Below are 21,988 nucleotides of genomic sequence, written 5' to 3'. Positions count from 1 at the left end.
AGTTCAACGCAAGACCTGTGCCAACAGGTTCTTGTGCTTCACATAGACTCACGACAGACGCGAGATGGCGCCTGGACCATTTGCCAATGGGCGTAACCAGCTACTGAATTGATAGCGTCGTGGGCCGCATGCCAGACCGGCTCACGATTTTTTTGATTCCGCACTGTATTTGTGCGGCGCACCATTTCGGAGCCAGGCCTGGCGGTGCGCCTGCATCCCCTGGCCGTTTTGATGTTGGGCTGCTGCGTCCATCAGGGGCGGGCGGAGCATCGCTAGCCGCATTGCCCCACGTAACCGCATGCCGTGCAGAAGTCGCAACCATCCTTCCTGATGACGGTCGGGTTGCCGCATTCCGGGCAGGCCTTGCCGGCCAGCGTGGTGGGCGCTTCCGCGTTCCTGGGGGATTCGAGCACGCCCATCTCCCGCAGCGGAAAGCCTTCTTCATTGAGGATGCCAAGCATGGCATAGCGGTGAATGATCAGGCGCGCCATATAGGCTACGGTCGAGGGCCAGGTCTGCTGGCGCCGCTCGCCGTGGGGCAGGCCCGGCACAAAAGCCATGAAGTGACCCAGCGGCTCGGCGTAGTTGAGCAGCTTGCGCAGCTTCATGCCAATCCATGCCGGATCAATCACCCGCATATCCAGCGACAGCAGGCGTGCCAGGCCATCGAGCGCGCGTGGGTAGTTACCCGAAAACCCCACGGCACAGGGCCGGGTGACGGTGCTGCCGTCCGGACCCGGCAGGGTCACTTCTTTCAGCGTGAGGGTGAAGTTTTCGCCGGTGGCCGGGTTCTCGATGTCCACCGCCCAGGCCAGCGTGCCTGAGGGGCCGGTTTTCGGCTCCTCGCGGCTGAACATGGCGTCCATGACTGGCGTGGCGCCGGCCTTGACGGCCGGCTGCAAGGACTTGAGCTGGTCGCAGCGCCAGCGGATGACCGCTGCGGTGGCCGCAACAACGCCCGGGAACAGGCGCAGTTCGCCATGCGGCGGGAACGGCATCTCGAACGCGCGTTCTTCGGCCACGGTGGCCAGCGCGTCCAGCTTGAGCTGCAGCCATGCCGGGTCGTTGGCGCGCAGATCCATCGACAGCGTCTTGGCCATTGCGCCCAGGCCGCGTGGCTGTTCGGCACCGTTGACCCAGACTTCAAAGGGCTGCGACGCGCCGCCACCTTCGGGCGCGAGTTCGCCGACGAACAGCGCAAAGTCGCCAAAGGGGTGGTGCACCATGAAAGTCCAGGCCGGATTGCCTCCCGGCAACTCGGGCCGGCCCGGCCAGCGCAGGGACGACAGCACGGGCGCGGGCAGGCGCTCCAGCGCCAGACGCCGGTTGGCATCATTGATCTGCAGCGGAGCGGCCGTGGGGCCGACGCTGAGCACCGAACCCAGCACGGAATTGGGCCGGTAGGTGGCCAGCCCCTTCAGTCCGGACTGCCAGGCTTCGAGGTAGAGGTTCTGGAAGTCTGCATAGGGATAGTCGGCCGGCACATTGACGGTTTTTGAAATCGCCGTGTCGATATAGGGTGCGACGGCCGCCACCATGGCTTCATGGGCCTGCGCGCTCATCTCCAGTGCCGTCACGAAGGCCGGAGTCAGCGCAGCGTCGTCGCCGCGCAAATGGCGGTAGAGCCGCCAGGCGTGGTCTTCCACCGCGTATTCCTTGAGGCTGCCGTCGGGCATGCGTTTCTTGCGGGTGTAGCGCCAGCTGAAGGCGGGCTCGATGCCGTTGCTGGCGTTGTCCGCAAAGGCCAGGCTGATGGTGCCGGTGGGCGCGATGGACAGCAGGTGCGAGTTGCGCAGCCCGTGGGCGCGGATGCGCTCCTTGAGCGGCTGCGGCAAACGTGAGGCAAAGCGCTGGCCGCTCAGGTACAGGTCGGCATTGAACAGCGGAAAGGCGCCGCGTTCGCGCGCCAGCGCCACCGAGGCGTCATAGGCCGCGTCGCGCATGACTTCGGCGATGTGCCGCGCCATGTCGCGGGCCTCGGGCGTGTCATAGCGCAGGTTGAGCATGACCAGCGCATCGCCCAGCCCGGTGAAGCCCAGGCCAACGCGGCGTTTGTTGCGCGCCTCTTCCTGTTGCTGTGGCAAGGGCCAGACCGTGACGTCCAGCACGTTGTCGAGCATGCGAACCGCCACGCGGGCCATCTCGGTAAACGAGGCCTCGTCGAAGCGGGCCTTTTCATCAAAGGGATCCAGCACAAAACGGGTCAGGTCGATCGAACCCAGGCAGCAGCATCCGTATGGCGGCAGCGGCTGCTCGGCGCAGGGATTGGTGCTGGAAATCGTCTCGCAATACGACAGGTTGTTGTCGTGGTTGATGTGATCGAGAAACAGGACACCTGGCTCCGCATGGTCATAGGTCGAACGCATGATCTGGTCCCATAGATCCCGCGCCCTGAGTTTGCGGTAAACCCACAGTCCATTGTCGGGGCCCTGAAAGGCCCCTGCGGCTTTCTGCTCCACGCCGGGCTGGGCACGATGAACCAGTGAGACCTCTGCATCGGCGACAACGGCCTCCATGAAGGCGTCGGTGACGCCCACCGAGATGTTGAAGTTGCGCAGGTCGCCGCCATCCTTGGCGTGGATGAACTCTTCGATGTCGGGATGGTCGCAGCGCAACACACCCATTTGTGCGCCACGCCTGGAACCGGCGGATTCGACCGTCTCGCATGAGCGGTCAAACACGCGCATGTAGCTGACCGGCCCTGAAGCACTGCTCTGGGTGCTGCCGACCCAGGCGCCGCGCGGGCGGATGCGCGAAAAGTCGTAGCCGACGCCACCGCCGCGGCGCATGGTTTCCGCCGCCTCCGTGAGGGCGGTATAGATGCCGGGGTGGCCGTCTTCCGTCTGCGAGATGGAGTCACCGACCGGCTGCACAAAGCAGTTGATCAGTGTGGCCGACAGGTCCGTGCCCGCAGCGGACTGGATGCGGCCGGCCGGCAGGAAGCCCTGCTGCAGGGCTTGCAGGAAGCGGCCTTCCCATTGCTGGCGCAACTCCGGCGCTTCAGCCTGTGCCAGGGCGCGCGCCACGCGCTGGGTGACATCCAGGATGCTCTTCTCGGTTCCCTTGCCATATTTCTCCAGCAGAATCTCTTCGCTGATGTCCTGGGGGGGGAGGGCATGGACGGCGGTGGCGGGTCTGGATAGCTGGTCTGGCATGAGGCGGCTCCTGTGAATGGCTTGACGCATCGTACGAGTGGGATACGCCAGGCAGTTTGATTCAGAACAAACCTGGGGAAATCGATTTTTGCAGTATCGCCGTTCTACTTCAAGGGCGGTCTCAAGGATGACGTGCAACACCCCCGCCGCACAGCAAGCGGGGTGCGCGCATGAAAAGTCTGCGCATGAAATCAGCGCCAAGGCAGGGCCAAGGCAGCCGTGGCCCGGATACGCAGCCCGTGGGGCTATAGCCGTTGGGCTGGTGGGTTATTGGGTCAGTGGGCGCGAGCCCGGTTGAATGGGCGTGCCCTTGCCCGACAAGTCAATCGCCTGCCCACCCGGCAAGCCGGGACGATCTCGGGATTTTGTGTGTTGCGCACCACATTTGTGCGGTGCACCATTTCGGCTGCGGGCCAGTTCAACCGAGCAGGTCGGCCGCGTCGAGCATGCGCTGCGCCACTTCACCAAGGCGCAGACCTTTGTCCATGGCGGCCTTGCGCAGTTTTTCATAGGCCACCTGCTCGGAAAGACCCAGGCGCTGCATCAACATTCCCTTGGCCCGGTCGATGATCTTGCGGTCGTGCAGTTCGGTTTTGGCATGTGCCAACTCGCGCCTGAGTTTCTGTTCATATTCAAACCGCGCCATGGCGACGTCCAGAATGGGCCGGATGCGGTCGGGTGAGAGGCCCGCCACGATATAGGCGGACACGCCGGCAGCTACGGCATCCTTCACATGCGTGGTGTCGTTGTCGTTGGTGAACAGCACAATAGGGCGCCGCTCGTCGCGGGTGGCCATGACCACATGTTCCAGCGAATCGCGGGCTTCGCTCTCGGCGTCCACAATGATCATGTCGGGCTGCAGCTGGGCCAGCCGCTCCTCCAGAAAGGTGTCTGCCGGTAGCACCGCCACGATGTTGTAACCGTTTTCGAGCAAGCCAATACGCAACTGGCGTGAGCGTTCGATCAGCGCCAGGGCGGCCTCATCTGCCGCGTCGGATGTGGACAAATCCGGCGCAATCACAACAAGACGCAGGGATTGGGGCGATGACATGCGCCGTAACGTGCAAGATTCGCGCCAGTTTGGGGCTGCCCGTGCCGGTTTCTGCCGCCGGATGTTCCTCCCCAAGCCGGGGAGGAGCCCAAACCTTACACTTGGGACGATGCTAGTTCTTGGAATTGAGTCGAGTTGTGATGAAACGGGTGTGGCGCTGGTGGATGCCGCCGGCAGCGATGTGCCGCGCCTGCTCTCGCATGCCCTGTACAGCCAGATCCAGATGCACCAGGCGTATGGCGGCGTGGTGCCGGAACTGGCCAGCCGTGATCACATCCGGCGGGTCCTGCCCTTGACGCACCAGGTCATGGACGAGGCCGGGCGGACGCTGGCGCAGGTGGATGTGGTGGCCTACACGCGCGGGCCGGGGCTGGCCGGCGCGTTGCTGGTGGGCGCCGGTGTGGCCTGTTCGCTGGCGGCTGCGCTGGGCAAGCCGGTGATGGGCGTGCACCATCTGGAGGGGCATTTGCTGTCGCCTTTCCTGAGCGCCGACCCGCCGGTGTTTCCGTTTGTGGCCCTGCTGGTTTCCGGCGGGCACACCCAGCTGATGCGGGTGGACCGTGTCGGCAGCTACGAGCTGCTGGGAGAAACCATCGACGACGCGGCGGGCGAGGCCTTTGACAAGTCGGCCAAGCTGATGGGCTTGCCCTATCCCGGCGGGCCGCATCTGGCTGACCTGGCGCGGCAAGGCGATGGCACCGCCTTCAAATTGCCCCGGCCCCTGCTGCACAGCGGAGATCTCGATTTTTCGTTCGCGGGGCTGAAAACCGCGGTGCTGACCCAAGCCAAAAAACTGGGGCCTGAGCTGGAAAACCGCAAAGCGGATCTGGCCGCGGCCACCCAGGCGGCCATTGTGGAGGTGCTGGTCAAAAAATCGCTGGCCGCCATGGCGCAAACCGGCCTGAAGCGACTCGTCGTCGCGGGCGGTGTGGGTGCCAATGCCCTGCTGCGCAGCCAGCTGAATGCGGCCTGCCAGCAACGCGGCATCCGCGTGCATTACCCGGAGCTGCACCTGTGCACGGACAACGGCGCAATGATTGCGCTCGCTGCCGGCATGCGCCTGCAGGCCGGCCTGGAAACGCTGCAGCGCGGCTACACCTTTGACGTGAAGCCGCGCTGGAGTTTGACCCCCACGGTCGCTCGCTCCGCGTAGCTCCCTGCCCCCAGAGGGGGCCGCTGCGCCTGCGGCCCGGCAAAGCCGGTTCCGCGGCCCTGGCTGGTATAACTTCCCGCCCCTCGTGGGGACCGCCGGCGAACATTCCAGCGGATACTCGGCCCTGATCAGGGATTACTGTATGTTGAGGTGGGTGACGTTGCTGACAGGGATTTTTTTGCCCAGCGTCAGCGTCAGCACGCCGTTTTCAAGTTTCGCGCTGCTGTTGGCGACGTCGATTTCAAGGGGAAAGCGCCAGGCCGCCTTGACGCTGCGGACGGCCTCAGCCTTGCTCGCCACGCGCACCACATCGCCTTCAATGCCAATGTCCAGCTGTTCTTTGGCCAGGCCCGGAACGTCGAGCTGCAGCGTATAGCTTTTCTCCAGGTCTTCCACGGTGGCGGACCTGGCCGCACCCGTGTCAGACAGCGACGAGAAGGTGTCATTGAGGAATTTTTCCAGTGCGCCATTGCTGGCAACGGGCGGGTAGCTGCGCTGGAAGCTGCGGGCGGGACGGGTGGCAACGGAGTAAAACATGCGGGTTCCTTTGGTCGATGGGCGGGGAGGTTTTCCCCTTACACTGCGCGGCGTTCACCATGATTGCCGCATGCACATCAATTAGGTGTACAGACGATTTATTCAAGCGAAAAACCGGGATGTATTTATTCATGCAAAAACTCTTGAAACGCGTCGCGCTGGCCCTATGTCTGGGCGCTGCTCTGGCAGCTCAGGCGCAGCCGGCCGCCCAGCCGCCGGTGCGGATCGCGCTCATCGAGAGCCTGTCCGGGCCATTCGCCAATACCGGTGAAGCGGTCTTTCGCAACCTGGTCTGGGCCACGGAGCGTGTCAATGCGCGCGGTGGCGTCAAGCTGCCCGGCGGTGCGCGCAACCTGGCGGTCGAGCGCTACGACAACAAGGGGCAGAACGAGGAAGCCCTGGCGGCCTTGCGTTCGGCCATCGATGATGGCGTGACGGTGATCGCGCAGGGCAATTCGTCGGCCATAGCGGCGGTGCTGATCGATGCCATCAACAAGCACAACGAGCGCGAGCCGGGCAAGCGCGTGCTGTTCCTGAATTATTCGGCGGTCGACCCTATCCTGACGAACGAAAAGTGCAGCTACTGGCATTTTCGTTTCGATGCCCACGCCGACATGCGTATGGCGGCCCTGATGGATGTGCTCAAGGATGACCGGGCGGTGAAAAGCGTCTACCTGATCGGCCAGGACTACAGCTTTGGCCAGGCGGTGCTGCGCGAGGCACGCAAACAGTTGGGCGCGCAGCGTCCCGATGTGCAGATCGTCGGGGACGAACTGCATGCGCTGGGGCGCGTGAAGGACTTCATTCCGTACGCCGTGAAAATCAAGGCCAGCGGCGCGCAGGCGGTGCTTACCGGGAACTGGGGCAATGATCTGACGCTGCTGATCAAGGCCGCGAAGGAAGTGGGTTATGAGGGCAAGTTCTACACCTTCTATGGCAATGCGCTGGGCGTGCCGGCGGCGCTGGGCGATGCCGGCGTGGGCAAGGTGATTGCGGTGGCAGACTGGTTTCCCAATGAACCCGGCAATGCGTCCGAAGCGTTCTATCAGGCGTTTCGCCAGCGCTTTCCGAAACCGCAGGATGACTATGTGCACATGCGCATGCAGTTGATGATGGAGGCTTTTGCGCAAGGCGTTGAAAGGGCCGGTTCGACGGAGTCGGGTGCCGTGGCCGCGCAGCTCGAACGGGCTGCCGTGGCTGTGTCAGGTCACAAGGGCGCGATGCGTGCGGCCGACCACCAGTTCCAGCAGCCCCTGCTGGTGGCGATGATGGGCAAGCAGGGCGCACCCGGCGTGAAATTTGATGTTGAAGGGTCGGGCTATGGTTTTCGCGTCATCAAGACCATCGCGCCCGAGCGGGCCGAGCAGCCGCACAGCTGCCGGATGGTGCGGCCCTGAGTTATCCCTTATCCCGTGAGTCGGCGCAACAGGTCCATAACAGGTCGATCCATTGCACCTGCGGCATCCACTGAATTGAAAGGCAAGCATGCGACAGGCAGTATTGAATCTTGAGGAGTCGATGATCCGCCAGGTGGCCAATGCCGGCATGGGCCGCACCGACGTGCTCAAGTTCTGGTTTGGCGAGAGCGACGAGGTCACGCCTGCTTTCATCCGCGACGCCGCGATGGCTTCGCTGCAGCAGGGCGAGACTTTCTATGCCCACAACCTGGGCCTGCCCGAGTTGCGGGAAGCCATTGCCCGCTACGCCACCGCGCTGCGTCGCCCGGGCGCCGCCCCCATAGGTGTTGAGCGCATCGCCGTCACGTCGGGAGGCGTGAATGCGCTCATGCTAGCCGTGCAGGCACTGGTGGATGCCGGCGACGAGGTGGTGGCCGTGACGCCGGTCTGGCCCAACCTGACGGCGCAACCGGCCATCCTGGGTGCCCGGGTGAAGTGCGTCAGCCTCAGGCCGGTAGCGGGGCAGTGGCAGCTCGACATGGCGGAACTGCTGGCGGCCATCACGACCAGGACCAAGCTGCTGATCGTGAATGCCCCCAACAACCCGACCGGCTGGACGTTGACGCGCGCCGAGCAGGAGGCGCTTCTGGCGCACTGCCGGCGTACCGGCACCTGGATTCTGGCCGACGAGGTCTATGAGCGGCTGTATTTCGAAGCCACACCGAACGGCTGCGCCCCCAGCTTTCTGGATATTGCCGCCCCGGAGGACCGTCTCGTCGTCGTCCACAGCTTTTCGAAGAGCTTTCTCATGACGGGCTGGCGCCTGGGCTGGCTGGTGATGCCGGCTTCGATGACGCCGCACATGGGCAAGCTGGTGGAGTTCAACACGTCCTGCGCCCCGGTGTTTGTCCAGCGGGCCGGGCTGGTGGCGATTGAGCGCACGGCGGACATCACGCCCCGCGTGGTGGGCCACCTGAAGACCTGCCGCGACACGCTGATTCCCTTGCTGCAGGCCGTGCCCGGTGTGCAGGTGGCGCCGGCCAAAGGCGGGATGTACGCCTTTTTCAGGCTGGAAGGGCAGGCGGGGTTTAACGACTCGCTGGACACGGCCAAACGGCTGGTTGTCGAGGCCGGGCTGGGCCTGGCGCCAGGCAACGCCTTCATGGTCAACCCCAGGCCCGAAGCCCAGGGCTGGCTGCGCTGGTGTTTTGCCAGCCAGGACGTGGCCAGGCTGGGGCAGGGCGTGGATCGCCTGCGGCGCTGGCTTGGGCTATAATCCAAGGCTCTGCGCAGTCGTACGGCCTTTTCAAGGCTGGCCTGCCAGAACACGACGAAGGCGGTCAACTCTCATGTCGGGAACACTGCCTCGCTCGCAAGTGCACAAGTTGCAAGAGGAAAAACATGATCGAGAAATCAATCAAGGCCGAGATTGTCAAGGCCAACGCACGCGCTGCCAACGACACCGGCAGTCCTGAAGTTCAAGTGGCGCTGCTGACCGGCCGCATCAACGAGCTGACCCCCCATTTTAAGGCCAACGCCAAAGACCACCATGGTCGCCGCGGCCTGCTGCGCATGGTGAGCCGCCGCCGCAAGCTGCTGGACTACCTGAAGTCCAAAGACGCCGACCGTTACACCGCGCTGATCGCCAAGCTTGGCCTGCGTAAATAAACGGTAAAACGATTTGAGAGCGCCTGAGTTAGTTCACCTAGCTCAGGCGCTTTTTACTTCGGAGCAAGGCAAAACGAGCACGCGCTGTGTCATTCCACAAGAAAAGTCCTCATCACCCCTGTGAATCTGGCGTTTTGTGGAATGGCATCGTGTTCAGCCAGCCCCGCTCCGGGCCCCAGGGTGCAGCCTCATGCACCCGCATCTAGTGGAGCAATAACATGAGCATTTTCAACAAAGTCACCAAATCCTTCCAATGGGGCCAGCACAAGGTCACGATGGAAACCGGTGAAGTCGCACGCCAGGCCAGCGGTGCCGTCGTGGTTGACATGGACGGCACCGTGGTGCTGGCCACCGTGGTCGCCAAGACCGATGCCAAGCCCGGCCAGGACTTCTTCCCCCTGACCGTTGATTACCTCGAGAAAACCTATGCGGCCGGCCGCATTCCCGGCAGCTTTTTCAAGCGCGAAGGCCGCCCCAGCGAATTTGAAACGCTGACGTCCCGCCTGATCGACCGTCCGATCCGYCCGCTSTTCCCSGAAGGCTTCTTCAACGAAGTGCAGGTCGTGATCCACGTGCTGTCGCTGAACCCTGAAGTCGAGGGCGACATTCCTGCGCTGATCGCTTCGAGCGCTGCGCTGTCGATTTCCGGCATTCCGTTCAATGGCCCGATTGGCGCCGCACGCGTGGCCTACATCGACGGCCAGTATGTGCTGAATCCCGGCAAGACCCAGCTGAAAGATTCCAAGATGGATCTGGTCGTGGCTGGCACCGAAGCCGCTGTGCTGATGGTCGAGTCCGAAGCCCAGCAGCTGTCTGAAGAAATCATGCTCGGCGCCGTGGTGTTTGGCCACGAGCAGGGCAATATCGCCATCAACGCGATTCACGAACTCGTGCGCGACGCTGGCAAACCGGTCTGGGACTGGCAAGCGCCCGCGAAAGACGAGCCGCTGATCGCCAAGGTCAACGAACTCGCTGGTGCCAAGCTGCAGGCCGCCTACCAGATCCGCAGCAAGCAGGCGCGTACGCAAGCCTGCCGCGTGGCCTATGCCGACGTGATGGCCGCCCTGAAAGCCGACGGCGTTGCGTTTGACGGTGTCACCGTTGAAGGCATGCTGTTCGACATCGAAGCCAAAATCGTCCGCAGCCAGATCCTGGCCGGCGAGCCACGCATTGACGGCCGCGACACGCGCACCGTGCGTGCGATCGAAATCCGCAACAGCGTGCTGCCCCGTACCCACGGCTCGGCCCTGTTCACGCGCGGCGAAACCCAGGCGCTGGTCGTGACCACCCTGGGCACAGAGCGCGACGCGCAGCGCATCGATGCACTGTCGGGCGACTACGAAGACCGCTTCATGCTGCACTACAACATGCCTCCGTTCGCCACCGGCGAAACCGGCCGCGTCGGCAGCCCGAAACGCCGCGAGATTGGTCATGGACGGCTTGCCAAGCGCGCACTGATCGCCGTGCTGCCCACCAAGGAAGAATTCCCGTACACCATGCGCGTGGTGTCTGAAATCACCGAATCCAACGGCTCCTCGTCGATGGCTTCGGTCTGCGGCGGCTGCCTGTCGCTGATGGACGCCGGCGTTCCGATGAAAGCGCACGTGGCTGGTATCGCCATGGGCCTGATCAAGGAAGAAAACCGCTTCGCCGTGCTGACCGACATCCTGGGTGACGAAGATCATCTGGGCGACATGGACTTCAAAGTGGCCGGTACCACCTTCGGTATCACCGCGCTGCAGATGGACATCAAGATCCAGGGCATCACGAAAGAGATCATGCAGGTCGCGCTGGCCCAGGCCAAGGAAGCCCGCATGCACATCCTGGGCAAGATGCAGGAAGCCATGGGTGAAGCCAAGGCCGAGGTGTCTGACTTCGCGCCGCGCCTCTACGTGATGAAGATCAATCCCGAGAAGATCCGTGACGTGATCGGCAAGGGTGGCGCCGTCATCCGCGCGCTGACCGAAGAAACCGGCACCCAGATCAACATCGAGGAAGACGGCACGATCACCATCGCGTCGAACGACAGCGCCAAGGCCGACGAAGCCAAGCGCCGCATTGCCGAGATCACCGCGGAAGTCGAAATCGGCAAGGTCTACGAAGGCGCCATCACCAAGATCCTGGACTTCGGTGCACTGGTCAACCTGCTGCCCGGCAAGGACGGCCTGCTGCACATCAGCCAGATCGCCCACGAGCGTGTCGAGAAGGTCACCGACTACCTGAGCGAAGGCCAGATCGTCAAGGTCAAGGTTCTGGAGACCGATGAAAAAGGCCGCGTCAAGCTGTCGATGAAGGCCTTGCTGGACCGTCCTGCCCAAAATCAGGATCAGGACCGGGGTTAATCTTTTAACTGCTATTGATTTTGTAGCCGTCAGTCCCTGAATATGCGGCCTGACGGCGCAAATGATCTGGAATCCCTATGAAAGCCATTGAAATCACCTCCTATGGTGCGCCCGAGGTGCTGCGTCTGGGCGAACGCCCTGACGCGCAAGCCGGCGCCGGTGAAGTGTTGATTCGCGTCAAGGCCAGTGGCGTGAACCGCCCGGATGTCTTGCAGCGGACGGGGAACTACCCGGTCCCGCCTGGTGCTTCGGATATTCCCGGCCTGGAAGTGGCGGGTGAGATTGTGGCGGGTGATGCCGCAGCGATGGCGGCGGCCGGTTTCAAGATCGGTGACCGCGTTTGCGCGCTGGTTGCGGGTGGCGGCTATGCGGAGCTCTGCGTGGCTCCCGTGGGGCAATGCCTTCCCGTGCCCACGGGGAACGGCCGGGAACTGAGCGATGCGGAAGCGGCCTCGCTGCCGGAGACCTTCTTTACGGTCTGGAGCAATGTCTTTGAACGTGCGCGCCTGCAAGCCGGCGAGACGCTTCTGATTCAGGGCGGCTCCAGCGGCATTGGCGTCACGGCCATCCAGATGGCCAAGGCGCTGGGCGCCAGGGTTGTGGTGACAGCGGGCAGCGATGACAAGTGCGCAGCCTGCCTCGCATTGGGTGCCGACCATGCAATCAACTACAAGACTGCCGACTTCGTTGAAGAGGTGAAGAAACTGACGAACGGCCAGGGCGTCAATGTCATTCTTGACATGGTGGCCGGCAGCTACGTCTCCCGTGAAGTCGAAAGCCTGGCCGAAGATGGCCGTCTGGTCATCATTGCATTGCAGGGCGGTGCCAGGGCGGAAGTCAATGCCGGCCTGGTTTTGCGCCGGCGGCTCACCATCACCGGTTCGACGCTGCGGCCCCGTCCGCTGGCGTTCAAGGCCGCCATTGCACAGGCGCTCAAGGAAAAAGTCTGGCCGCTGATTGCCAGTGGGGCAATCAAGCCCGTGATTCACAGCACCTTTGCGGCGGTGGATGCAGGCGGTGATACGGGCAGCGGCGCAGCCCGGGCCCATGCACTGATGGAGTCCAACCAGCATGTCGGAAAAATCGTTTTAACCTGGTAATCAAGGCCAAGCAGGATGAAAAAGCTGATTGCGGGAAACTGGAAGATGAACGGCAGCCTGGCTGCCAATGCCGCGTTGCTGGAGGCGCTGGGGGAAGGGTTGAAAGACCTGAGCCTCCCGCTCACCTGCGAGGTGGCCGTATGCGTACCCGCGCCCTACCTGGCGCAGGTTCACGGCCTGACGTCGGGCCAACCCAGCCTGTCGGCCCTGGCGGTGGGGGCGCAGGATGTCTCCGCGCAAGCCTCCGGTGCCTACACCGGCGAGGTCAGTGCGGCCATGCTCAAGGATTTCGGCTGCCGCTATGTGATCGTGGGCCATTCCGAGCGCCGCCAGTACCACGGCGAAACAGATGCGCTGGTGGCCGACAAGGCCAAGGCTGCACTGGCGGCAGGGATCACGCCCATCGTCTGCATTGGTGAAACGCTGGCCGAGCGCGAAGGCGGCCACACGGAAGAGGTGGTCAAGCGCCAGCTCGCGGCGGTGATCCATGTCAACGGGCACTGCATCAGCGAGATCGTGGTGGCCTACGAACCCGTCTGGGCCATAGGCACCGGCAAAACGGCTTCGCCCGAAGAGGCGCAGGCGGTTCATGCGGTGCTGCGGGCCCAGCTCAAGGCGGCGACCGACCATCCGATGCGTGTGAAAATTCTGTATGGCGGCAGCATGAATGCGGCCAATGCGGCGACGCTCTTGGGCCAGCCCGACATTGATGGCGGCCTGATAGGCGGCGCCTCGCTCAAAGCCCCGGATTTTTTAAAAATTATTGCTGCAGCCCAGGTTTGACCGGCGCAGAACGCTATTAAATTAGGAGTAAATATGAACGTTGTATTGACCATTGTCCTTGCCCTGCAAATGCTCGCCGCCTTAGGCATGATCGGCCTGATCCTGGTGCAGCACGGCAAAGGCGCCGACATGGGTGCAGCGTTTGGCAGCGGCGGCTCGGGCAGCCTGTTTGGCGCCAGTGGCAGCGCCAACTTTCTGTCCCGCACCACCGGCGTGCTGGCCGCGGTGTTTTTTGCCTGCACCCTGCTGCTGGCGTACTTCGGCAATGCGCAGCCGCGCACCAGTTCCAGCGTGCTGGAAGGGGCTGCTGTCTCGGGGTCCGCTTCGGCGCCCGCGCCCGCCGCGTCCGGGCCTGCCGCACAAATTCCGGGCACCACGGCACCTGCGGGCGCCAGGCCGGCAGTTCCTGTGCCGCCTGCACCCGCTGCATCGGGGGCTGCGCAAATCCCGACGAAATAACGTGATTAAAAGGTGTCGCGCCCAGCCGGGAGTGGCGCGATTTCAGGTTAAACTCTAAAGCTGTCTGGAAAGCTCAAAACCGCAAGGTTTCCTCATGCCATCCAGACAGCTGAATACCGCGGACGTGGTGAAATTGGTAGACACGCTATCTTGAGGGGGTAGTGCCGAAAGGTGTGCGAGTTCGAGTCTCGCCGTCCGCACCAGATTGACAAGCATCGGCAGCGGCGCTTTGGGCGAAGCTGTCGGGGCAAACGGCAGGCTGAAATAAACCGCGCAGGTGGCTTTTCAGAAGTTGAATCCACGATGAACCTCGATCAATACCTTCCTGTTCTCCTGTTTATTCTGGTCGGTGTGGGTGTCGGTGTGGTGCCCCAGGTGCTGGGCCGTTTGCTGGGCCCGGTGCGTCCCGACAGCGAAAAAAATTCCCCCTACGAGTGCGGCTTCGAAGCTTTCGAGGATGCCCGCATGAAATTCGATGTGCGCTACTACCTGATCGCCATCCTCTTCATTCTTTTTGACCTCGAAATCGCGTTCCTTTTTCCCTGGGCGGTTGCGCTCAAGGAAGTCGGTCCGGTGGGTTTCTGGTCGGTCATGATTTTCCTGGGCATTCTGGTCGTGGGCTTTGTCTACGAGTGGAAAAAGGGTGCGCTGGACTGGGAATAAGAATCCCGAGGGTTCTTCGCGACAAGGTCGCCACCAAATCCACCAAATAAGGTACGGGTATGTCACTTGAAGGTGTTTTCAACGAAGGCTTCATGACCACGAGTTACGATTCGGTGGTCAACTGGGCCAAGACCGGCTCGCTGTGGCCCATGACTTTTGGTCTGGCCTGCTGCGCCGTGGAAATGATGCATGCGGGCGCAGCCCGTTATGACCTGGACCGTTTTGGCATGCTGTTTCGCCCCAGCCCGCGCCAGTCCGACCTGATGATTGTTGCCGGCACGCTGTGCAACAAGATGGGGCCCGCCCTGCGCAAGGTGTACGACCAGATGTCCGAGCCGCGCTGGGTGCTCTCCATGGGCTCCTGCGCCAACGGAGGCGGTTACTACCACTACAGTTATTCCGTGGTTCGCGGTTGCGACCGCATCGTCCCGGTGGATGTCTATGTGCCGGGCTGTCCACCCACCGCCGAAGCGCTGTTGTACGGCATCATCCAGTTGCAGCAGAAAATTCGCCGCACCAACACGATCGCGAGGGCCTGATGCTGTCCTCGTTTCCCGTTTCCGCCACGCAGCTTGGCGACACCATCACGGCGGTGCTCGGCGACAAGGTCAAGAGCCTGAAGATCGCGCTGGGTGAGGTGACCGTGACGGTCGGCGCCGCCGATTACCTCGCGTCGGCCGTTCTGTTGCGCGATGCGGCAGGCTGCCGCTTCGAGCAGCTGATTGACCTGTGCGGCCTGGACTACTCCGAATACAAGGATGGCCAGTATGATGGCCTGCGCTACTGCGTTGCCACGCATCTGCTGTCGGTCGGCCTGAACCAGCGCGTGCGGCTCAAGGTGTTTTGCCCTGACGACGATTTTCCGGTCGTTGATTCGCTCAACGGCGTGTGGAACTCGGCGAACTGGTTCGAGCGCGAAGCGTTTGACCTCTACGGCATCATCTTTGAAGGCCACAACGATCTGCGACGCATTCTGACCGACTACGGTTTCATCGGCCATCCTTTCCGCAAGGATTTTCCGACCACGGGCCATGTGGAAATGCGCTATGACGCCGAGCAAAAGCGCGTGATTTACCAGCCGGTCACCATCGAGCCCCGCGAGATCACGCCGCGCGTGATTCGTGAGGACAACTACGGTGGCCTTCAATAAGCCGTACCTACAAGAACACCCGGCAAGAAATACGACATGGCTGAAATCAAAAACTACACGCTCAATTTTGGACCGCAGCATCCAGCGGCACATGGCGTTTTGCGCCTCGTGCTGGAGCTTGACGGTGAGGTAATCCAGCGCGCCGACCCGCACATCGGCCTGCTGCACCGCGCCACTGAAAAACTGGCCGAAAGCAAAACCTACATCCAGTCGCTTCCCTACATGGACAGGCTCGACTATGTGTCGATGATGTCCAACGAGCAGGCCTACTGCCTGGCCATCGAGAAATTGCTGGGCGTGGATGTGCCCATACGTGCGCAATACATTCGCGTGATGTACGCGGAAATCACGCGCCTGCTCAACCACCTGCTGTGGCTGGGCGCGCATGGTTTGGATTGCGGCGCGATGAATATCCTGATTTACTGCTTCCGCGAACGCGAGGCACTGTTTGACATGTACGAGGCCGTTTCGGGCGCGCGCATGCATGCGGCCTACTTCCGGCCGGGAGGCGTTTATCGCGACCTGCCCGATACCATGCCGCAGTACCGCGTCAGCAAGATCAAGAACGCCAAGGCCATTGCGGCGCTGAACGAAAACCGCCAGGGCTCCCTGCTCGACTTCATCGACGACTTCGTGGCCAAATTTCCCAAGCTGGTTGACGAGTACGAAACCCTGTTGACCGACAACCGCATCTGGAAGCAGCGCACCGTGGGAGTGGGCGTGGTGTCGCCTGAGCGCGCGCTCAACCTCGGTTTCACCGGCCCCATGCTCCGGGGCTCCGGTTTTGCCTGGGACCTGCGCAAGCAGCAGCCCTATGACGTCTACGACCGCATGGATTTCGACATTCCCGTTGGGAAAACCGGCGATTGCTACGACCGCTACCTGGTTCGCATTGAGGAGATGCGCCAGTCCAACCGCATCATCAAGCAATGCATCGACTGGCTGCGCGTTAACCCCGGCCCGGTGATTACCAGCAACCACAAGGTCGCGGCACCTGACCGGGAATCCATGAAGACCAACATGGAAGAGCTGATTCACCACTTCAAGCTCTTCACCGAAGGTTTTCACGTGCCCGAGGGCGAGGCCTATGCGGCTGTCGAGCATCCCAAGGGCGAGTTCGGCATTTACATCGTCAGCGATGGCGCCAACAAGCCATACCGCCTGAAAATCCGTCCGCCCGGCTTCCCGCACCTGGCGGCCATGGACGAAATGTCGCGCGGCCACATGATCGCCGACGCCGTCGCCGTGATCGGCACCATGGACATTGTGTTCGGTGAAATTGATCGCTAAACCTGATGATTTCAACCATGATTTCTGAACAAACCAAAGCCCGTTTTGACCGCGAGGTTGCCAAGTACCCTGCGGACCAGAAGCAGTCAGCCGTGATGGCCTGCCTCACGATCGTGCAGGAAGAGCAGGGCTTTGTCAGTGCCGAGAGCGAGAAGCTGGTAGCCGAGTACCTGGGCATGGCGCCGATTGCCGTGCACGAGGTCACCACCTTCTACAACATGTACAACCAGCAGCCGGTGGGCAAGTACAAGCTCAATGTCTGCACCAACCTGCCGTGCCAGTTGCGCGATGGCGCCAAAGCGCTCAAGCACCTGGAGCACAAGCTGGGTATTTTCATGGGCCAGACAACGGCCGACGGCCTGTTCACGCTGCAGCAGTCCGAATGCCTGGGGGCCTGCGCGGACTCCCCGGTGATGCTGGTCAACGACCTCACGATGTGCAGCTTCATGAGTGATGAGAAACTGGACCAGCTCATCGATGGTCTCAAATCCGCCGAGGCGAAATAAGCATGACGCTCTCAAGCAACTCCCCTGACATTGCGGCGCAGAACGTGCTGGCGCAATTTGCGGCAACGGGCGTGCAGACCTGTTTTCATGGCCGGCATATCGAGCCGCAAATTCTTGCAGACCTTGACGGCAGCAACTGGCGTCTGAAGGACTACGAGACGCGCGGTGGCTACCAGGCCCTGCGCAAGATCCTCGGCAAGGATGGCGGCGAAGGACTGACACCGGACCAGGTGATTGCCGAAGTCAAGGCGAGCAGTCTGCGCGGCCGTGGTGGTGCGGGTTTCCCGACCGGGCTGAAGTGGAGCTTCATGCCGCGCCAGTTCCCCGGGCAGAAGTACCTGGTGTGCAATTCCGACGAGGGCGAGCCGGGTACCTGCAAAGACCGCGACATCATGCAGTACAACCCGCACAGCGTGATCGAGGGCATGGCGATTGCGGCTTATGCGATGGGCATCAGCGTCGGCTACAACTACATCCATGGCGAGATTTTTACGACCTACCAGCGCTTTGAAGAAGCGCTCGACGAGGCCCGGGCTGCCGGCCTGATCGGCGAGAAGATTCTCGGCAGCAGCTTCACTTTCCAGCTCCACGCCTCGCATGGTTTTGGGGCCTATATTTGCGGCGAAGAAACCGCCTTGCTGGAATCGCTGGAAGGCAAAAAAGGCCAACCCCGCTTCAAGCCGCCGTTTCCTGCCAGCTTTGGTTTGTACGGCAAACCCACCACCATCAACAACACCGAAACGTTCGCCGCCGTGCCGTGGATCATCCGCAATGGCGGCCAGGCCTACCTGGAGTGCGGCAAGCCCAACAACGGCGGCACCAAGATTTACTCGGTTTCCGGCGACGTCGAGTTGCCCGGCAATTACGAGGTGCCCATGGGTACGCCCTTTGCCAAACTGCTGGAACTGGCGGGTGGCGTGCGCAAGGGCCGCACGCTCAAGGCGGTTATTCCCGGTGGGTCATCCGCGCCGGTGCTGCCGGCTTCCATCATGATGGAATGCACGATGGACTACGACTCCATCGCCAAGGCTGGCTCTATGCTGGGCTCGGGCGCGGTGATCGTGATGGACGACAGCCGTTGCATGGTCGAGTCGCTCAAGCGCCTGTCGTACTTCTACATGCACGAGTCCTGCGGGCAATGCACGCCCTGCCGCGAAGGCACGGGCTGGCTCTGGCGCGTCGTGGACCGTATCCATAACGGCCACGGCAAGCAAACCGACATGGACCTGCTCAACTCGGTGGCCGACAACATTCAGGGCCGCACCATCTGTGCGCTGGGTGATGCCGCCGCGATGCCGGTCCGCGCGATGATCAAGCATTTTCGCCATGAGTTCGAGGCCATGATCAATACACAGACACCACAAGCCGCCTCAGCCCAAGCTGCAACACCGGCCTGATTGCGGAAAGAAAACATATGGTTGAAATAGAACTCGACGGCCAGAAAGTGGAAGTGCTCGAAGGCAGCACGGTCATGCATGCGGCTGAAAAAGCCGGCACCTACATTCCGCATTTTTGCTACCACAAGAAGCTCTCCATTGCGGCGAACTGCCGCATGTGCCTGGTGGACATCGAAAAGGCGCCCAAGCCGATGCCCGCCTGCGCCACGCCGGTGACGCAGGGCATGATCGTGCACACCAAGAATGAAAAAGCCATCAAGGCCCAAAAGGGCGTGATGGAGTTTTTGCTGATCAACCACCCGCTGGATTGCCCCATTTGCGACCAGGGCGGCGAGTGCCAGCTGCAGGACCTGGCCGTGGGTTACGGTGGCGGCGAGTCGCGCTACGAAGAAGAAAAACGCGTCGTGTTCCACAAGGACGTGGGTCCGCTGATTTCCATGCAGGAAATGAGCCGCTGCATTCACTGCACCCGGTGCGTGCGTTTTGGCCAGGAAATGGCCGGCGTGATGGAACTGGGCATGTCGCACCGCGGCGAGCATGCTGAAATTGAAACATTCGTTGGAATGTCGGTGGACTCCGAACTGTCCGGAAACATGATCGACCTTTGCCCGGTCGGTGCGCTGACCAGCAAGCCGTTTCGCTACAGTGCCCGGACCTGGGAGCTGTCGCGCCGCAAATCAATCAGCCCGCACGATTCCACCGGCGCCAACCTGATTGTCCAGGTCAAGAGCAACAAGGTCATGCGCGTGGTGCCGCTGGAGAATGAAGACGTCAACGAATGCTGGATCGCCGACCGCGACCGATTCTCTTATGAAGCCCTGAACAGCGACGAGCGGCTGACCACTCCGATGCTCAAGCAGGGCGGGGTATGGAAGACGGTCGACTGGCAGACTGCGCTTGAATACGTGGCCAATGGCCTGAAGCAGATCAAGGCCGATCATGGCGCCGCCAGCATCGGCACACTGGCCAGCCCCCACAGCACATTGGAAGAGCTGTACCTGGCCGCCTCGCTCATGCGCGGCCTGGGCAGCGAGAATATCGACTACCGTTTGCGCCACGCGGAGTTTTCGGCATCCCCGTCCATCCGCTGGCTGGGCGCCTCCATTGCGTCGCTGTCGCAATTGCAACGCGTGCTGGTGGTCGGCTCCAACCTGCGCAAGGACCACCCCCTGTTTGCGCAGCGCATTCGCCAGTCGGTTCGCAAGGGCTGTACGCTCAGTGCCATCAATTCGGTAGCCGAGCTGGCTTCGGCAGATGCCTGGGCCATGCCGGTGACCCATGCGCTGATGGCCGGACCGGATGCCTGGGCGCAGGCCCTCGCCGATGTGGCCACGGCGATTGCCGCTGAAAAGGGTGTGTCCGCACCTGCAGCCGGGCAGGCCACCGATGCCGCCAAGGCGATTGCCACGTCATTGCTGGGCGGTGAGCGCAAAGCCATCCTGCTGGGCAATGCCGCGGCTCACCATGCCAATGCATCCAGTCTGCTGGCTCTGGCTGGCTGGATTGCCAGGCAGACCGGCGCGACCGTCGGCTACCTGACCGAAGCGGCCAACACCGTAGGTGCCCAGCTGGCGGGTGCCTTGCCGGGCAACCATGGTCTCAATGCCGCGCAGATGCTGGACGGCAAGCTGAAAGCGGTCATCCTGCTGAACAACGAACCCGAGTTTGATTCGGCGGCAGGCGGCCGGGCCAAAGCGTCGCTGAACGCCGCCCAGATGGTTGTCACGCTGAGCCCCTTCAAGGCCAATATGGACTTCAGCGACGTGCTGTTGCCGATCGCGCCCTTCACGGAAACGCCCGGTACGTTTGTCAACGCAGAGGGGCGCGTGCAGGGCTTTCATGCGGTCGTCAAACCTCTGGGCGAGACGCGTCCGGCCTGGAAAGTCTTGCGCGTCCTGGCCAACCTGCTCGGTTTGCCTGGTTTTGATTTTGAGTCCTCGCAGGATGTGCTCAAGCAGATTGCCGGCGTGGACGCAGCTCTGGTTCCAGCCGACAGGCTGGGCAATGCCAGCGAAGCCGGCATCACCTTGTCCGCAGCAGGCCCCGTACCCGCCGTTGCCAGAATTTACCAGCTTGACGGACTGGTCAGGCGTGCCACCTCGCTGCAGCTGACCGCCGATGCGCGCCAAGGCGCCCGACTTGAACCAAGGCTGGAAGGAGCCGGCGCATGATCGACACAATGTATGGTTTTGGCCAGGGCTTGATGGGTGGCATCTGGCCGGCCACTGTCTGGCCCGTGTTGTGGGCGCTCATCAAGATCGTCTGTGTCCTGCTGCCTCTGATGGGCTGCGTTGCCTATCTCACCCTGTGGGAGCGCAAGGCCATCGGTTTTACCCAGATCCGCCTGGGCCCTAACCGCGTGGGTCCCTCCGGCCTGTTGCAGCCGATTGCGGATGCGCTCAAGTTGCTCACCAAGGAGATCATCATCCCGACGGCCGCCAGCAAGGGCCTGTTCGTGCTGGGACCGATCATGACCATTATGCCGGCGTTGGCTGCCTGGGCGGTCGTGCCTTTTGGCCCCGACGTTGCACTGGCCAATATCAATGCCGGACTGCTGTTCCTGATGGCCATCACCTCGATGGAGGTGTACGGCGTGATCATTGCGGGCTGGGCCTCGAACTCCAAGTACGCCTTCCTTGGGGCAATGCGTGCGTCGGCCCAAATGGTGAGCTATGAAATCGCCATGGGCTTTTGCCTGGTGGTCGTGCTCATGGTGTCGGCCAGCCTGAACATGACGGACATTGTCATGAGCCAGGGCAAGGGCATGGCTGCAAGTCACGGCCTGAACTTCTTGTCCTGGAACTGGCTGCCGTTGCTGCCAATTTTTGTGGTGTATTTCATCTCCGGCCTGGCCGAAACCAATCGCCATCCGTTTGACGTGGTCGAGGGCGAGTCGGAAATCGTGGCAGGCCACATGGTGGAGTACTCCGGCATGGCGTTCGCCATGTTCTTCCTGGCCGAGTACGCCAACATGATTCTGGTGTCGGTCCTGTGCGTTATCCTGTTCCTGGGAGGATGGTTGCCGCCGATCGACAGCGCGTTCTTCAACTGGATTCCCGGCTGGATCTGGCTGGGCATCAAATCATTTGTAGTGGTCACGATGTTCCTGTGGGTACGAGCCACCTTCCCACGCTTCCGTTACGACCAGATCATGCGTCTGGGCTGGAAGATATTCATACCAGTGACCCTGGTCTGGCTGGTGGTCGTCGGGGCCTGGATGCAGACCCCCTACAACATCTGGAAATGAATATGGCCCCCACGCTTTTCATTTCATGTAATGCGCTGCCCCCCGAGGGGGCCGCTGCGCCTGCGGCCCGGCAAAGCCGGTTCCGCGGCC

The 21,988-nt window shown here is 62.1% G+C and carries 19 protein-coding genes and 1 tRNA gene; 17 read left to right on the top strand and 3 right to left on the bottom strand.

Going from position 1 to position 21,988, the window contains the following annotated elements:
- Positions 1–272: 272 nt before the first annotated feature.
- A complete protein-coding gene (locus AC1DUB_RS17330; protein WP_477730571.1) occupies positions 273–3,155 on the bottom strand; it encodes an adenosylcobalamin-dependent ribonucleoside-diphosphate reductase in 2,883 nt (960 codons plus the stop codon).
- Between the two features lie 418 nt (positions 3,156–3,573).
- Positions 3,574–4,206, bottom strand: coding sequence for an ANTAR domain-containing response regulator (locus AC1DUB_RS17325; RefSeq protein ID WP_477730570.1), 633 nt, complete (start codon positions 4,204–4,206; stop codon positions 3,574–3,576).
- A 109-nt stretch (positions 4,207–4,315) separates the two neighbouring features.
- Between AC1DUB_RS17325 and tsaD the strand changes: the two genes are divergently transcribed.
- Complete coding sequence (gene tsaD, locus AC1DUB_RS17320; RefSeq protein WP_477730569.1) at positions 4,316–5,359, top strand: tRNA (adenosine(37)-N6)-threonylcarbamoyltransferase complex transferase subunit TsaD; 1,044 nt, start codon at positions 4,316–4,318, stop codon at positions 5,357–5,359.
- A 135-nt stretch (positions 5,360–5,494) separates the two neighbouring features.
- Here the strand turns inward: tsaD and AC1DUB_RS17315 are convergent, their stop codons facing one another.
- Positions 5,495–5,896 (bottom strand): Hsp20/alpha crystallin family protein, encoded by a 402-nt coding sequence (locus AC1DUB_RS17315; protein ID WP_477730568.1) that lies wholly within the window; start codon positions 5,894–5,896, stop codon positions 5,495–5,497.
- Positions 5,897–6,027: 131 nt separating this feature from the next.
- Between AC1DUB_RS17315 and AC1DUB_RS17310 the strand changes: the two genes are divergently transcribed.
- The 16 genes from AC1DUB_RS17310 to nuoH all read left to right on the top strand — a co-directional run bounded on the left by AC1DUB_RS17310 (position 6,028) and on the right by nuoH (position 21,898).
- On the top strand, positions 6,028–7,293 hold the full coding sequence (locus AC1DUB_RS17310; RefSeq protein WP_477730567.1) for a branched-chain amino acid ABC transporter substrate-binding protein: 1,266 nt from the start codon (positions 6,028–6,030) through the stop codon (positions 7,291–7,293).
- Between the two features lie 88 nt (positions 7,294–7,381).
- A complete protein-coding gene (locus AC1DUB_RS17305) occupies positions 7,382–8,569 on the top strand; it encodes a pyridoxal phosphate-dependent aminotransferase (protein ID WP_477730566.1) in 1,188 nt (395 codons plus the stop codon).
- Between the two features lie 125 nt (positions 8,570–8,694).
- Positions 8,695–8,961 (top strand): 30S ribosomal protein S15, encoded by a 267-nt coding sequence (gene rpsO / locus AC1DUB_RS17300; RefSeq protein WP_011484170.1) that lies wholly within the window; start codon positions 8,695–8,697, stop codon positions 8,959–8,961.
- 218 nt (positions 8,962–9,179) lie between these two features.
- On the top strand, positions 9,180–11,303 hold the full coding sequence (pnp, locus tag AC1DUB_RS17295) for a polyribonucleotide nucleotidyltransferase (RefSeq protein ID WP_477730565.1): 2,124 nt from the start codon (positions 9,180–9,182) through the stop codon (positions 11,301–11,303).
- Positions 11,304–11,380: 77 nt separating this feature from the next.
- Positions 11,381–12,403, top strand: coding sequence for an NAD(P)H-quinone oxidoreductase (locus tag AC1DUB_RS17290; protein ID WP_477730564.1), 1,023 nt, complete (start codon positions 11,381–11,383; stop codon positions 12,401–12,403).
- Between the two features lie 15 nt (positions 12,404–12,418).
- Positions 12,419–13,186, top strand: a complete 768-nt coding sequence (gene tpiA, locus AC1DUB_RS17285) for a triose-phosphate isomerase (protein ID WP_477730563.1) — start codon at positions 12,419–12,421, stop codon at positions 13,184–13,186.
- A 33-nt stretch (positions 13,187–13,219) separates the two neighbouring features.
- Positions 13,220–13,645: a preprotein translocase subunit SecG gene (gene secG, locus AC1DUB_RS17280; RefSeq protein ID WP_477730562.1), complete on the top strand. Its 426-nt coding sequence runs from the start codon at positions 13,220–13,222 to the stop codon at positions 13,643–13,645.
- A gap of 118 nt (positions 13,646–13,763) precedes the next feature.
- A tRNA-Leu gene (locus tag AC1DUB_RS17275) sits at positions 13,764–13,848 on the top strand.
- Positions 13,849–13,948: 100 nt separating this feature from the next.
- Entirely contained in the window at positions 13,949–14,308 is a 360-nt protein-coding gene (locus AC1DUB_RS17270; RefSeq protein WP_477718542.1) for an NADH-quinone oxidoreductase subunit A, read from the top strand.
- A 59-nt stretch (positions 14,309–14,367) separates the two neighbouring features.
- Positions 14,368–14,847, top strand: a complete 480-nt coding sequence (locus AC1DUB_RS17265) for a NuoB/complex I 20 kDa subunit family protein (protein ID WP_477718541.1) — start codon at positions 14,368–14,370, stop codon at positions 14,845–14,847.
- Positions 14,847–15,458 (top strand): NADH-quinone oxidoreductase subunit C, encoded by a 612-nt coding sequence (locus tag AC1DUB_RS17260; RefSeq protein ID WP_477730561.1) that lies wholly within the window; start codon positions 14,847–14,849, stop codon positions 15,456–15,458. The genes AC1DUB_RS17265 and AC1DUB_RS17260 overlap by 1 nt, the downstream gene beginning before the upstream one ends.
- A gap of 36 nt (positions 15,459–15,494) precedes the next feature.
- The gene (locus tag AC1DUB_RS17255) at positions 15,495–16,748 is read left to right on the top strand and encodes an NADH-quinone oxidoreductase subunit D (protein WP_477718539.1); all 1,254 of its coding nucleotides are present in this window, start codon (positions 15,495–15,497) and stop codon (positions 16,746–16,748) included.
- A gap of 17 nt (positions 16,749–16,765) precedes the next feature.
- Positions 16,766–17,254, top strand: a complete 489-nt coding sequence (gene nuoE, locus AC1DUB_RS17250; protein WP_477730560.1) for an NADH-quinone oxidoreductase subunit NuoE — start codon at positions 16,766–16,768, stop codon at positions 17,252–17,254.
- A 2-nt stretch (positions 17,255–17,256) separates the two neighbouring features.
- On the top strand, positions 17,257–18,651 hold the full coding sequence (gene nuoF, locus AC1DUB_RS17245; RefSeq protein ID WP_477730559.1) for an NADH-quinone oxidoreductase subunit NuoF: 1,395 nt from the start codon (positions 17,257–17,259) through the stop codon (positions 18,649–18,651).
- A gap of 17 nt (positions 18,652–18,668) precedes the next feature.
- The gene (gene nuoG / locus AC1DUB_RS17240; RefSeq protein ID WP_477730558.1) at positions 18,669–20,822 is read left to right on the top strand and encodes an NADH-quinone oxidoreductase subunit NuoG; all 2,154 of its coding nucleotides are present in this window, start codon (positions 18,669–18,671) and stop codon (positions 20,820–20,822) included.
- On the top strand, positions 20,819–21,898 hold the full coding sequence (gene nuoH, locus AC1DUB_RS17235) for an NADH-quinone oxidoreductase subunit NuoH (protein WP_477730557.1): 1,080 nt from the start codon (positions 20,819–20,821) through the stop codon (positions 21,896–21,898). The genes nuoG and nuoH overlap by 4 nt, the downstream gene beginning before the upstream one ends.
- The last annotated feature ends 90 nt before the right edge of the window (positions 21,899–21,988 follow it).

It is taken from the genome of Polaromonas sp. P4_F9 (assembly GCF_056401235.1).
Note: the sequence above shows the minus strand (reverse complement) of the source record. Positions and strands in the feature narration are given on the sequence as shown.

Excerpts from the sequence above, each read along its gene's own strand:
- AC1DUB_RS17330 (WP_477730571.1), bottom strand. The coding sequence starts at position 3,155 with ATGCCAGACCAGCTATCCAGACCCGCCACCGCCGTCCATGCCCTCCCC.
- AC1DUB_RS17325 (WP_477730570.1), bottom strand. The coding sequence starts at position 4,206 with ATGTCATCGCCCCAATCCCTGCGTCTTGTTGTGATTGCGCCGGATTTG.
- tsaD (WP_477730569.1), top strand. The coding sequence starts at position 4,316 with ATGCTAGTTCTTGGAATTGAGTCGAGTTGTGATGAAACGGGTGTGGCG.
- AC1DUB_RS17315 (WP_477730568.1), bottom strand. The coding sequence starts at position 5,896 with ATGTTTTACTCCGTTGCCACCCGTCCCGCCCGCAGCTTCCAGCGCAGC.
- AC1DUB_RS17310 (WP_477730567.1), top strand. The coding sequence starts at position 6,028 with ATGCAAAAACTCTTGAAACGCGTCGCGCTGGCCCTATGTCTGGGCGCT.
- AC1DUB_RS17305 (WP_477730566.1), top strand. The coding sequence starts at position 7,382 with ATGCGACAGGCAGTATTGAATCTTGAGGAGTCGATGATCCGCCAGGTG.
- rpsO (WP_011484170.1), top strand. The coding sequence starts at position 8,695 with ATGATCGAGAAATCAATCAAGGCCGAGATTGTCAAGGCCAACGCACGC.
- AC1DUB_RS17290 (WP_477730564.1), top strand. The coding sequence starts at position 11,381 with ATGAAAGCCATTGAAATCACCTCCTATGGTGCGCCCGAGGTGCTGCGT.
- tpiA (WP_477730563.1), top strand. The coding sequence starts at position 12,419 with ATGAAAAAGCTGATTGCGGGAAACTGGAAGATGAACGGCAGCCTGGCT.
- secG (WP_477730562.1), top strand. The coding sequence starts at position 13,220 with ATGAACGTTGTATTGACCATTGTCCTTGCCCTGCAAATGCTCGCCGCC.
- AC1DUB_RS17270 (WP_477718542.1), top strand. The coding sequence starts at position 13,949 with ATGAACCTCGATCAATACCTTCCTGTTCTCCTGTTTATTCTGGTCGGT.
- AC1DUB_RS17265 (WP_477718541.1), top strand. The coding sequence starts at position 14,368 with ATGTCACTTGAAGGTGTTTTCAACGAAGGCTTCATGACCACGAGTTAC.
- AC1DUB_RS17260 (WP_477730561.1), top strand. The coding sequence starts at position 14,847 with ATGCTGTCCTCGTTTCCCGTTTCCGCCACGCAGCTTGGCGACACCATC.
- AC1DUB_RS17255 (WP_477718539.1), top strand. The coding sequence starts at position 15,495 with ATGGCTGAAATCAAAAACTACACGCTCAATTTTGGACCGCAGCATCCA.
- nuoE (WP_477730560.1), top strand. The coding sequence starts at position 16,766 with ATGATTTCTGAACAAACCAAAGCCCGTTTTGACCGCGAGGTTGCCAAG.
- nuoF (WP_477730559.1), top strand. The coding sequence starts at position 17,257 with ATGACGCTCTCAAGCAACTCCCCTGACATTGCGGCGCAGAACGTGCTG.
- nuoG (WP_477730558.1), top strand. The coding sequence starts at position 18,669 with ATGGTTGAAATAGAACTCGACGGCCAGAAAGTGGAAGTGCTCGAAGGC.
- nuoH (WP_477730557.1), top strand. The coding sequence starts at position 20,819 with ATGATCGACACAATGTATGGTTTTGGCCAGGGCTTGATGGGTGGCATC.